Origin of the sequence: Pseudoclavibacter sp. CFCC 13796, assembly GCF_008831185.1 — a bacterium.
Classification (GTDB): Bacteria; Actinomycetota; Actinomycetes; order Actinomycetales; family Microbacteriaceae; genus Pseudoclavibacter_A.
In genome coordinates, this window is the sequence record NZ_WBKD01000002.1 from 276,466 (window position 1) to 289,311 (window position 12,846).

The window sequence follows — 12,846 nt, forward strand, 5'->3', positions numbered from 1 at the left end:
AACAGTGACCGAATACCGCATCGAGCACGACACCATGGGAGAGGTCAGGGTTCCTGCTGACGCGCTCTACGGCGCGCAGACGCAGCGAGCCGTCGAGAACTTCCCGATCTCGGGAACCGGACTGGAGCACCGGCACATCGCCGCGCTGGCGCACATCAAGAAGGCCGCCGCCCTGGCGAACGCCGAACTCGGCATTCTCGACCGTGACATCGCTCAGGCGATCGCCGACGCCGCTGACAAGGTCGTCACCGGCGAGTACGATCAGCACTTTCCGATCGACGTGTACCAGACGGGTTCGGGCACTTCGTCGAACATGAACACCAACGAGGTGCTGGCCACGCTCGCGTCGCAGGCACTCGGCAAGCCCGTGCACCCGAACGACAACGTGAACGCCTCGCAGTCGTCGAACGATGTGTTCCCGACCTCGGTGCACGTGGCCGTCACCGGCGCGCTGCTCGAAGACCTCATTCCGTCGCTCGACGAGCTCGCTCGCTCGCTCGAAGCGAAGCGCGACGAATGGAAGGATGTCGTCAAGGCCGGCCGCACCCATCTGATGGACGCCACGCCGGTCACCGTCGGTCAGGAGTTCGGCGGCTACGCACGTCAGATTCGTCTGGGCATCGAACGTGTCGAGGCCGCTCTGCCACGAGTCGCAGAGGTGCCGCTCGGCGGCACGGCTACCGGCACCGGCATCAACACGCCCAAGGGCTTTCCGCAGAAGGTCATCGAGCTGCTGCGCGAAGACACCGGGCTGCCCATCACCGAGGCGAAAGACCACTTCGAGGCTCAGGGAGCACGTGACGCACTGGTCGAGGCGTCGGGCGCACTGCGTACCATCGCCGTCAGCCTGATCAAGATTCAGAACGATCTGCGCTGGGCGTCATCAGGCCCCAACGCCGGTCTGGGCGAGCTGCACCTGCCCGATCTGCAGCCCGGCTCATCGATCATGCCAGGCAAGGTCAACCCGGTGATTCCCGAGGCGGTGCTGCAGGTCGCCTCGCGCGTCATCGGCAACGACACGGTTGCGACCTGGGCTGGTGCCTCGGGCAACTTCGAGCTCAACGTGCAGATTCCGGTGATCGCCAATGCCCTGCTGGAGTCGATCCGTCTGCTCACGAACTCGACGCACCTGCTCGCGGTCAAGACCGTCGACGGCATCAAGGTCAACGTCGAGCGTGCTCGCCAGCTGGCAGAGTCGTCACCGTCGATCGTCACGCCACTGAACCGCGTGATCGGCTATGAGAACGCAGCAAAGATCGCCAAGTACGCCGTGGCCAACAAGGTCACCGTGCGTGAGGCGACCATCGCTCTCGGCTTCGTCGAGCGCGGCGAGATCACCGAAGAGCAGCTTGACAAGGCCCTCGATGTGCTGTCGATGACCTCGCCCAACCTCTGATTCACACGCTTCCTGCGGGGAGTGGCCGGCGCCCGATCAGGAGCCGGCCACTCCCCGTTTTCTGTGCACGGCACTTCCCTCGATCACGGCCCATTCTGATCAGCCCGGATCTGATGTTCAGAGCGTGCTGAGCATCTCTGCGTCACAGACCGACGGCTCGGCAAAGTGCATAGCCGTTGGTGCAGCGACTCGACGCGATCACGAGCTATACAGCATCAGATGCAGGCAACATGGACGTTGCTCAGAGTTCACCAGAGCGTCATGCGGTCACACCCCGAATGAACCGGTCTCACCGCCTTTCTGCTTGTAGGCTCAAGGCAACCGATCACCCGATCGGCGCGGGTAGGGCCTCCCCTCCCGAAAGGAAGGCAGCGGCCCCTCACGCATCAGTCGTCTGAGGAGTCAACGTGGCCACTACATCCCACCGCAGCGAGTCGACCAGCGCGACCGTCGAAGGCGGGCAGACCATCGCATCCGCACACCACGTGCAGGCATCGAACCGGAATGCCGATCGAACAGCCCACACCGGAACGGACAACGCCCCCAGCGAGTTCGCCACCGCCGATCACACAGAGCTGAATGGCACGGGGCAGCGCACGTACGTGATCGACACGTCGGTGCTGATCAGCGATCCCGACGCGATCTTCCGGTTCGCTGAGCACGAAGTGGTGATTCCGATCGTGGTCGTGACCGAGCTGGAGGGCAAACGGCACGACCCGGAGCTCGGATACTACGCGCGTCGGGCGCTGCGGAATCTCGACGATCTGCGCAGTGAACACGAACGCCTCGACTTTGCCGTGCCCATCGGCGACGAGGGCGGGTCGCTGCGCGTCGAGCTGAACCATTCCAGCATGGCAGCGCTGCCGAGCGGGTTTCAGAGCAGCGGGTCGACGAACGACTCGCGCATACTGGCGGTTGCACAGAATCTGTCGATCGAGGGCTGCGACGTCGTGGTGGTGTCGAAAGACATGCCGATGCGAGTGAAGGCGTCGGCGCTGGGTCTTGCAGCCGACGAGTATCGCGCCGAGCAGGTCGTCGACACCGGATGGACCGGGCTCGCCGAGCTGCACATGACCGACGATCAGATGTCGGCGCTGTACAACGAGGATCGGGTCGATCTGGAAGGCACAGAGGGTCTGCCGGTGAACACGGGGCTGGTGCTGTCGTCGGCCCGCGGTTCGGGTCTCGGGCGTCTGCTCGCCGACGGGCAGGTCAAGATGGTGTCGGGCGACCGCGACGTCTTCGGGCTGCACGGGCGCAGCGCGGAGCAGCGGCTGGCGATCGATCTGCTGCTCGATCCGAGCGTGGGCATCGTGTCGCTCGGCGGCCGGGCAGGTACGGGCAAGTCGGCGCTGGCGCTGTGCGCGGGGCTGGAGGCTGTGCTCGAGCGTGAGCAGCACCGCAAAGTGATGGTGTTTCGGCCGCTGTATGCGGTCGGTGGGCAGGAGCTCGGGTACCTGCCGGGCGATCGCGACGAGAAGATGAACCCGTGGGGCCAGGCGGTGTTCGACACGCTCAGCGCCGTGGTGTCGCCACAGGTGCTTGACGAGATCGTGGCGCGCGAGCTCGTCGAGGTGCTGCCGCTGACGCATATTCGCGGTCGGTCGCTGCACGACGCGTTCGTGATCGTGGACGAGGCGCAGTCGCTTGAGCGCAACGTGCTGCTGACAGTGCTCAGCCGCATCGGGCAGAACTCACGTGTGGTGCTGACGCACGACGTGAATCAGCGCGACAATCTGCGGGTCGGCCGGCACGACGGCATCACCTCGGTGGTCGAGAAACTGAAGGGGCACCCGCTCTTCGGGCACGTGACGCTGACGCGCAGCGAGCGCAGCGAGATCGCCGGCCTGGTGACCGAGGTGCTCGGGGATTTCTAGCCTGGCCCCGGGGATTCGCTCGGACTGCGCTTGCGCGCGACGGCTTCAGGCCGAAAGGGTCGGTTGGGCTGCGTCTGCGCTCGGCGGCCCCGCGCTGCTTAGCCCCGACACCAACCGAGCAGGAGCACTTGCGCCAAGCAGGAGCAGTTGTGCCGTATGGGAGCATTCGTACGGTGAGAAGCGCTCCTCCTCAACGCATCTGCTCCTGCTGGGGCAAGCGACGTGGCCCTCAACCCGTGTTCGACGGCAAGTGCCAGCATGGCCGGTCTCAGAGTCTGGTCTGGTGAGAGAGATTGATGCCGCGCTGATCGCACCTGTGCGGATGCCGGGTCACCAACGTCGCATCGTCGCCCGTAGAACTCGGTGCACGCCCGCTCTGCACAACCTGCAGATGCTGCGTAGGCGTCCACATCAGACGTGTTCCCCAGCGCTTGGGTGCGAGATGAGGGCAATGTGGTTTCATGCAAGACCTACTCGCTCTGGTACCTACCGGCGTCGTCCAAGTGCGCTGGCTCCTTCAACACGGTGTTTCACGCGCAGACGTCGCGCGAGCACGACGACAGGGACTCATTAGAACTATCCGCAGAGGTTGGGTGCAGACTGTTCCGGCGCCAGATCCTCACGTGCTCAGAGCAGTGTCCCTTGGCGGTCTTCTCAGTGGCCCGCACGCGCTGTCACGCTGGGGCGGTCGAATTCCTCCCGACGCCTACGGCCATATTGTGCAGGTGAGCCACACTGCACCCATCAGGCGCGAGCGCTTGCACACCCACTACGTGCACCGCGCAGCCATGCCAGAAGCTCCATTTGGAATCGTTCCTTGGCCGCAGGCTCTCCAGCACACGCTGAAGCGGCTTGAGCTTGCAGATGCGGTTGCCGTCGTAGACGGGCTCCTGCACACCGCCCGCAACAGCAGACTGCCTGTGAAATCGGCACTGAGAGAAGACCAGATTCGCGCAGAGCTTTCACGCACTCCGAACGGACGACAGGTGTTGGCCTTCAGCGATGCAGACTCCGAATCAATCATCGAGTCATTCCCGCGCGTCCGGCTGAGGATTCTCGGCTATGACGTCAAAATGCAGGTTCGGCTGCCGAGTCGTGAACGACTTGACCTGCTCATCGAAGGGGTCGTTTCGCTCGAAGCGGATGGCCGGGGCCATGCCGAACCAGGGCGATATGTCAAAGATCACGCCAAGGCCGCGCGATCTGCTCGGCTTGGAATCATTCCGCTGCGGTTTACCTTTGCGCAGATCATCTATGACTGGGACCTAGTGCTCAGCAGCATCGAGACCCTGCTCGCGCGGTTCTGTCCTGAAAAGCTGAGGCCACGAGTTCCACAGACCGTTTGAGCGCGCGACTGAGTTCTCGCGAGAAGCGTCCCACTAGCCCGACGTCCTCACCGTCGTCCCAGCTCTGCCACAGGTATTCGTCCTTCTCCCCAGCTTTTGGTGTGGGCAGTCGCCTTTGCAGCAAATATGCGTTCCGAACAGGAGCAACGGAGCAGCTCAGAGCAGTTGTGTCGAGCAGGAGCATTCCGCTCAAGTGGGAGCATTGCAGTCACGAAACTTGCTCCTGTGCGATGCATCTGCTCCCGCACGGCAGAGAGGCTGGGCAAAGATGCTCCTACACGGCAACGCAGACCGGCCAAAACGCTCCTGCTCGGCAACGCAGACCAGCCCAACGCCTTCGCTCCACACCGGCTAGACTTGACCCTCGTGGCGCTGACAATCGGAATCGTGGGACTGCCCAACGTAGGCAAGTCGACCCTCTTCAATGCACTGACCAAGAACACCGTTCTCGCGGCGAACTACCCGTTCGCGACGATCGAACCGAACGTGGGCGTGGTCAACCTGCCCGACAAGCGGCTCGACCGCCTCGCCGAGATCTTCCAGAGCGAGAAGCTCGTACCCGCGCCGGTGTCGTTCGTCGACATCGCCGGCATCGTCAAGGGCGCCAGCGAAGGTGAAGGGCTCGGCAACCAGTTCCTCGCCAACATCCGCGAAGCAGATGCGATCGCCCTCGTGAGCCGCGGTTTCAGCGACCCCGACGTCGTGCATGTCGACGGCAGCGTCGATGCGAAGCGCGACATCGAGACCATCCTCACCGAGCTCGTGCTCGCCGACCTCCAGACCCTCGAGAAGGCGATCGCGCGCTACGAAAAAGAGGTCAAGGGCAAAAAGATCGACAAGTCCGTGCTCGACGCGGCACTTGCCGCGAAAGCCCACCTCGACCAGGGTGAACCCCTCTCGACGGCCAAAGACATCGACCTCGACGAGATCAAAGAGCTCGGCCTGCTCACTTCGAAGCCCATCGTCTACGTGTTCAACGTCGACGAGGCCGTGCTCACCGATGACGCCAAGCGCGCCGAGCTCGAGGCAGTCGTCGCACCGGCCAAGGCCATCCTCCTCGACGCCCAGATGGAGAGCGAGCTCATCGACCTCTCCGCCGAAGAGGCACACGAGCTGCTGGCGACCATCGGCCAGGACGAGAGCGGCCTCGACCAGCTCGCCCGCATCGGCTTCCAGGCACTCGGCCTGCAGACCTATCTGACGGCTGGCCCGAAAGAGGCCCGAGCCTGGACGATCCACCAGGGCTGGACGGCCCCGCAGGCCGCCGGCGTGATCCATACCGACTTCGAAAAGGGCTTCATCAAGGCAGAGATCGTCTCATTCGACGACCTCGATGCCGCAGGCTCGATGCACGAGGCAAAGGCTGAGGGCAAGGTGCGCATGGAGGGCAAAGACTACGTCATGCAAGACGGTGACGTGGTTGAATTTAGATTCAATGTCTAGAAACCTCCAAAGAATAGCCGCTGACCTGCGAAAACAGTATGAGGTCTGTAGGTGGCGAAATAAGAGTCCCGTGCTCGTCTGACATCCGCTTCTCGGTCCCGGTCTCGCGTCTGAGCATCCGCGATCGGCGTCGCTGCAGGCGCGCACGCCGGTCGGACGCGGTTGCGAGCGCGTCCGGCCTCCTCGGTCATTCGGCGCGATGCTGACTCATTTTGGTTCTCGCCGCCGGTGCTGTCGACCTCGACTTCGGGAAAGCCGCGGGTGACCATGACGACGTCGCGCCGGATGCGGCGCTCTGGGCAGCGATGCGTGCTCGGCTAATGGGGACGTCCGTCGCCTGTAGGGCTCGTGGTCGTATGGCCGCAGGACATCTTGATGTGCCAGATGTAGGTGGTGGATCTGTCGCCGCTGTGCACGACTGCGAAGAGCTGTTCCTTGCCCCGTGTCGGTCAGGCTGCCGGTCCCGTCGGGAAGACTGTCATCATGGTGAAGGGGTCTGCAGTAGAAACCGATGAGGTGCACAGATGCGCGGCGTAGGGGGGAGCTGCATGGGTGAGGGCGATTCAGGTGCAACCGCAGAGAAGGTGCGCGCATGACTGGCAAGAAGAGTACGGCGAAGCTGCATCACTATGTGCCGCAGGGGTACCTTAGAGGCTTCGCAACGGGCCAAGAGCGCATCAGGGTCGTGCCGCTCAACCGCTCCCGGCAACCATACACGCCGAACGTGAAGAATGTGGCTGCTCAGAACCACTTCCACACGGTCGGTGAGTTCGATGAGCCGGACGCGTTCGAGAAGGCGCTGAGCGATATCGAAGGCCAGGCACTCGGCATCATCAGGGGCTTCGCCAACGGTGAGTTTCCTCCCTCCGAGGAGGACAGGTGGGCCTTCGCCCGCTTCACGGCGTTGCAGAGCGTGCGCGGTCCGGACACTCGTAGGACGACCGAGCATCTGCGCGCGACCATGGTAAGGCTGGAGGTGGGCGTTGGTGGCCGCAGGAATGTCGGTGCGTGGATCCGTGACAATCTCGGATTCGACCCGACGCCGGAACAAGAGGACCGAATCTGGAACGAGGCTACCCAGCCCGGTGGGCCGCCTATCGGATTTTCCAACCTGGCTCACATCCAGAACGCGGTCGAGACCGCGATCGAACTGACGTCCTACCTTGCGACCCGCCCCTGGGCACTCGTTAGCTTCGACAGACGCTCTCTCATCACGTCGGATGCTCCGGTCAGTCTGGTGCGCCGACTGGACGACGAGCCGTGGGAGGGAGTCGGCTTCGCGACGGCATGGGGCGTCACGTTCCCGCTCACGCGCAAGCTGGGGCTGCTCATGAGCGATCCCATGGCGATGTTGGAGGGTGTCGGAGGGGGCGATCCGCGTGTCCAACAGCTCCGCGAGATGGTGCTTGCTGGGCGGGTCGACCGGATCCAGTCCGGGACCACAGCAATGGAGAGACTGTTCAATCTGCACACCGCGGAGTCGGCCAGCGAGTACGTCTTTCACCACCCCGAGGACGAGCGGTACGTCCCTGACAATCTGCCCGAACCGGACCTGGTCAACATCAAGCCGATAGGAGGACTCGTCGACATGGACTTCGACGGTGAACCGATGTTCGCGCCCGGTCGGAACGAACCCACGCCTGCGTGAGTGAAGCCTGCCAAAGTTGATCGATGAGGGGCAGGTTTGCACCCCGTCGGTTGGATTACACGGGGTTAGCAGATGCACCTATGTACCGGAATTTGGTGGAGTTCCGTTTCAATAACTAGTGAGATTCGTTGATGATTCTTGTCGAGTGTTGAGTCAGGACTAGTGCCCGGCGCTTTTGCAAGGGGCCTACCCGCGTAGTTGTGCATCGTACTCGTGCGCCGCTCCGCGGTGGGGAGGAGCCCGATGGGGCGCGGGATTAAGGCCATGGAGATGTAGGTCGTGTCCGCCTCGGGGTGATGCGCCGCTAGTTCGGCTCGCGTCCACGACAGAACGAGGAGCCGGCGCAACGATCGACGTGGACGACGGCTCCGTCCAGGGGGACTGCTATACGATCAGGTAACAACTTCAAATTCGTGCCACTAGGCGCCCCCGAACTATATAGAGTGACGCCTACCGGGAGGGAGATTCGAGTGTCGGAAAGCGGACCAGAGAAGAGACTGAAGTTCTTCGGCCTCAGCGACTACGGAACCTTCTGGCAGGCCGACCGGCTCCTAGAACTCGTCCGTGAATTCGATGCTACTCGTGGCGATCAAGGCATAAACGACATTGTTGAGTTGCATCATCTCGCGTTGTTCCTAGAACACAAAGTTCTCCCGAAGGACCTGGCTGAAGCAGAGCGAGAGGCGCCTCTGGCGCACGTCCCCGAGATCCGGAAAGCCATCGGCAGGTTTTTCGGCAAAGTGACTGACGCCACCTTCTCAACGCTCGTTCAGGACGTTGACTTTCAGTACCGCACAGACGTCCTCGATCTCCTCGGAAGGAACAAGGTCTTCGAGCGCTGCACTGACTCGATCGTGCTTGCTGCACTTCAAGAGCAGAGGTTCCACCCGCACGATCTGCTCTCATGCCAGCCACTCGTGCGTGCCTACGACCGTGAGATTCGGGCCCTGCTACTCGCTGAGCCGCGCAATGCTGAGCTGCTTGCGCGGAAGTTCCTCCAGTCCGAGGGGCGGGATCCAATCCATCTCCCGAAGAGCTTCACTCCCGCGGATCAGCGTGATCTGTTTGACCGCTACCTCGATGAGGAAGAGCCCAACCTCAACTTCGTCAAGCTGATCGCATCCGCACGAGCTGACAAGAACACCGGCGTTGATCCACGACTGAAGCTAAAGGCTCGTCGCAAGGCAGATGCGCTCACGAAGAAGATGTTCGAGTCCACGGAGGGGATCAAGACCGGCTGCGAAGTGGGCATCTCAGCCGATCAGGTCGAAGAGGTCGTCCAGTCTCTGGACGGCATGGTTGGCAAGTACTCCTACAGCCGAACCTGGCTCACGGAGAACCTCGACTACCCGACCATCCTGAATAACTTCGTTCACCTGTTCAAGTTCGCCAACGACCACATGCTCCTGGAACTCCCTTCCTACGGAGCGCAACTTGGCGTCTTCGAGCGGTTCATGGGTACGCTGGGCAAGGGCGACTACCGGACGGGGGCGGCGTTCAGGCTCCAGGACCAGGCGTCCTTGCTCCAGACCTTGATGTATGAGCGCTTCCTCAGCTCCGAAGGTATAGAGCTCGAGTCGGTCATCGCTTGGTTCTTCACGGACTACCTTGAGCAGGAGTTCGGTGCCAAGGGGCTGAAGTACCGCGCCTCCAGCCCGACCGCTACCTACCTTGAGAGGAGCCGGCACCTGTTCTCAGAGATGGAGAGCGTCCTCAAGCAGTTCACGCTGCATGTCGACTACGGCGAGGTTGACCCGGAGCTGCTGACAATCACATCGGAGCAGCTTTCCTACGGCGACATCCCGAGTCAGGTTGTGGACAAGTACGCCTACGTTGCCAACAACGCAGACATCCAAGGAATTCAACACCTGCTCTTCTCGGACCAATCCGGATTGGTGCACATCAGCAGCGATCTGGAGGCACGGAGCTTCCTCCACTTGGTCATCGCCAATGGCATCGCCTACGACCAGTTCCACGAGTACCAACAGCGCAACATCGACTTCCTGGTCGAGAAGGGCATCCTGACCGGAGAGCGTGGCCGAATTGCGTTCGCAAGCGCGCCACAATTGCATGTGCTCAAGGAACTCTGGGAGTGCGAGGTGACGAGCTGTCTCCATCACTCGGCTGCCGGCCAGAAAGCCATTGACGAGATGGTGAGCGCCGGATGGCTGGTGCATCGACCAACGCTGCTCAGCACCGCGGAGGTCAGCTACTTCAACTACTTCCTTAACGATAAGGAGTTCAGCAACGGACCTAGCCTGCGCAACCGCTACCTCCATGGATCACAGGCAGACGGTGACGACGACCGCGTTCACCGCCAGACGTATCTAACAGCGCTCCGCCTACTCGTTGCGCTGGTCATCAAGATCAACGATGACTTCTGCCTGACGGATAACGCCGTGCTCGCGAAGGAATAGGGGCCGACCGCTGGCATGGTCGAGCCCTCTTCAGGTCCCTAGTATGTGGCGTCTCAGCCGGGTTCCCTGCCGCCGTGATGGCGCGCTACCGTCTTCGTGGCGTCCTGCAGGCTGACCCACGTCGAGGGTGAGCCTGTGTCCCCTGCTCAGTAGCGGGCGCTGACCGTGGGGGGAGAGGGCGCACGTGAACCCCGTGTTCAGATGTACCTATGTGCCGGAACTCGGTCGAGTTCCGCTTCAACGTCTAGCCTGCCGACGCAACGGCGGATGCGCGACTCGGCCCTGCATCATCGGCATCAGCCCCAGACTGCCGCAGCTTTCCCATAGTCCGTACCTGCTGTACCCGACTCGGGGTCTGGGCCCGCTGTGCTTGGGTGAGATGAGGTGCGTGGAATCGTTCAGGTTCCTGAGGTCCTGAATTCTCTGCACTTGGGCGAAATACTGAGATTCCTGGTTACAACGCCGTCTTCTCTCACCGTGGTCCTGGAAAGTCGCTCAGACCGGCGATCAGCCGCCTTCCACGGCAACTCGCATTCATTTTCGAAACTGATTGGCTTCGTTTTGCCACAGCGTTAGCCTCGGATCATGAGCACAACCTCCCTAACTCCGAGAGTCTCACACGCCGCCACAACTCCAACAGCCACACCGGCAGACGTCACCGCAGCAGTCGCAGCCGCACGCGCAGCATTCGAGTCAGGCTCCACCAAGTCTCTGGCCTCCCGCCGACGAAACGTCAGTGCCGTGCGCCGACTGCTCGAAGAGCACCGCAGCGAATTCGAGGCAGCGCTCTTCGCCGACCTGCACAAAGGCCGACGCGAAGCCGGCATCACAGAGATCGACGTCACGATCGGAGAGGCCGCACACGCACAGAAACACCTGCGCCGCTGGATGGCCCCGAAGTCGGTCAGCGCCGGCCCCCTCATCTGGCCGGCATCAGCCAGGATCGTGCCAGAGCCACTCGGGGTCATCCTGGTGATGTCACCGTGGAACTACCCGGTGAACCTCACCCTCGACCCGCTCGTCGGGGTGCTCGCGGCCGGCAACGCAGCAGTGCTCGTGCCGAGCCCCGACGCGCCGCACACCGCCGAGACGATTGCGCGGCTGATCCCCCAGTACTTCCCCGACGGCGCGGTGCACGTGCTGCTCGGCGCCGTCGACGTCGCCCAGAACGCGCTCAAAGAGCGCTTCGACCACATCGTCTTCACCGGCTCGGGTCGCGTCGGCAGAATCGTCATGGAGGCCGCTGTCCAGAACCTCACCCCGGTGACGCTCGAGCTCGGCGGCAAGTCGCCGGTCTGGGTCGACGACGACCGGCAGCTCACCGAGGTGGCCCGCCGACTGGCCTGGGCGAAGTTCACCAACGCCGGCCAGACCTGCGTCGCGCCAGACTATGTGCTGACGACACCCGATCGCGTGCAACCACTGGTCGCCGCCCTGCGCGAGGCGGTCGCCGACATCTGGGGCGCAGACCCCGCCGCAGGCCGCGAATACGGGCGCATCGTCTCTGAGCGCCACTTTGATCGACTCGCAGCAATGCTCGAAGAGGGCAACGTCGAGTTCGGCGGGCGCACCGACCGTGACGATCTCTACATCGAGCCGACCGTTGTGACGTTCCTGAACCTCGACGAGACGGTGATCGGCGACGACGCCCCGTTCCAGCTGCTGCGCGAAGAGATCTTCGGCCCGATCCTGCCTATTCTGACAGTGTCCTCCAAAGAGGAGGCCGCCCGCGTCATCAACGCCTGGGACAAGCCCCTCGCGCTCTACATCTTCGGCGACGCGGCCACACGCGCCTACTTCGCTCAGCACACCTCGGCCGGGGCTCAAGTGAACGGTGCGGCCATCGTGCACGCAGGCATCGGCGCACTGCCGTTCGGCGGTGTCGGCGCCAGCGGCATGGGCGCCTACCACGGCGTGCACTCGTTCCGCCGGTTCTCGCATCTGAAACCGGTGCTCACCAAACCGCTGCGTCCCGACACCCTCCGTCTGCTGAATCCGGGCACGAGCGAGCGCCTGCTCAACCTGCTCGGAAGGCTGCAGCGCCGTGGCTGAGCCGCCACGCGTCTGAAAGACGGGGTCGGTAGACTTCGGCTATGTCCGCCTCCGTGCAGTCCGCTGCAGCGTCTGCAGTGCGCATTCGGCCGTATTCCTCGGCGGATGCCGCCGCAACCCGTGAGATCTTCTCGCGTGCCGTGAGAATCACCGCCGGTTCGCGCTACACCCCAGAGCAGCGAACAGCCTGGGCGGCAGGCGGTGGCTCTGTGCACCGCTGGAATGCCGATCGCACGGCGCATCACACGCTGGTCGCGGTCGCAGCCGATTCCGGCGCTGATGACGAGAGCCCGAAGGGGCTCATGGCCGTCGCCGACCCCGGTGCGGCATCCCCGACCCCAGTCGAACATGTCGTCGGATACGTCGATTTTCGCGACTCAGGCTACGTCGACCACCTCTTCGTCGACCCCGACCATGGCAGGCAGGGCATCGCCACCCGGTTGCTGGCCGCGGCAATCGCGAGCGCCCGGGATCACGGCGCCGCCGAGCTCACCTCTCACGTGAGTCTGGTCGCGATTCCGGTCTTCGAACGGCAGGGGTTCGCCGTCGTGCACTATGAGCAGGTCATGCTGCGCGGGCAGCACTTCGACCGCGCCCTGATGCGCCTCGATCTCAAGGGCTGATCGGCTCGGACACCAGCCAGGCCGACACCGTGGGTCAGGCTTCG

Annotated in this window: 8 protein-coding genes; all 8 read left to right on the plus strand. The window is 63.1% G+C overall.

The annotated features are described in order from the left end of the window. Positions 1-4 precede the first annotated feature (4 nt). The 8 genes from F8O07_RS10195 to F8O07_RS10230 all read left to right on the plus strand — a co-directional run bounded on the left by F8O07_RS10195 (position 5) and on the right by F8O07_RS10230 (position 12,802). Entirely contained in the window at positions 5-1,396 is a 1,392-nt protein-coding gene (locus tag F8O07_RS10195; protein ID WP_225733282.1) for a class II fumarate hydratase, read from the plus strand. A gap of 575 nt (positions 1,397-1,971) precedes the next feature. Further along, complete coding sequence (locus tag F8O07_RS10200; RefSeq protein ID WP_225733295.1) at positions 1,972-3,273, plus strand: PhoH family protein; 1,302 nt, start codon at positions 1,972-1,974, stop codon at positions 3,271-3,273. A 758-nt stretch (positions 3,274-4,031) separates the two neighbouring features. Next, on the plus strand, positions 4,032-4,619 hold the full coding sequence (locus tag F8O07_RS10205; protein ID WP_192496762.1) for a hypothetical protein: 588 nt from the start codon (positions 4,032-4,034) through the stop codon (positions 4,617-4,619). A 366-nt stretch (positions 4,620-4,985) separates the two neighbouring features. Continuing rightward, positions 4,986-6,062, plus strand: coding sequence for a redox-regulated ATPase YchF (gene ychF / locus F8O07_RS10210; RefSeq protein ID WP_158032083.1), 1,077 nt, complete (start codon positions 4,986-4,988; stop codon positions 6,060-6,062). Between the two features lie 592 nt (positions 6,063-6,654). Next, on the plus strand, positions 6,655-7,710 hold the full coding sequence (locus tag F8O07_RS10215; RefSeq protein ID WP_158032084.1) for a DUF4238 domain-containing protein: 1,056 nt from the start codon (positions 6,655-6,657) through the stop codon (positions 7,708-7,710). A 470-nt stretch (positions 7,711-8,180) separates the two neighbouring features. Further along, a complete protein-coding gene (locus tag F8O07_RS10220) occupies positions 8,181-10,127 on the plus strand; it encodes a hypothetical protein (protein WP_225733283.1) in 1,947 nt (648 codons plus the stop codon). A gap of 585 nt (positions 10,128-10,712) precedes the next feature. Beyond that, on the plus strand, positions 10,713-12,179 hold the full coding sequence (locus tag F8O07_RS10225) for an aldehyde dehydrogenase family protein (protein WP_158032085.1): 1,467 nt from the start codon (positions 10,713-10,715) through the stop codon (positions 12,177-12,179). A 41-nt stretch (positions 12,180-12,220) separates the two neighbouring features. Further along, a complete protein-coding gene (locus F8O07_RS10230; RefSeq protein ID WP_158032086.1) occupies positions 12,221-12,802 on the plus strand; it encodes a GNAT family N-acetyltransferase in 582 nt (193 codons plus the stop codon). Positions 12,803-12,846: the final 44 nt, after the last annotated feature.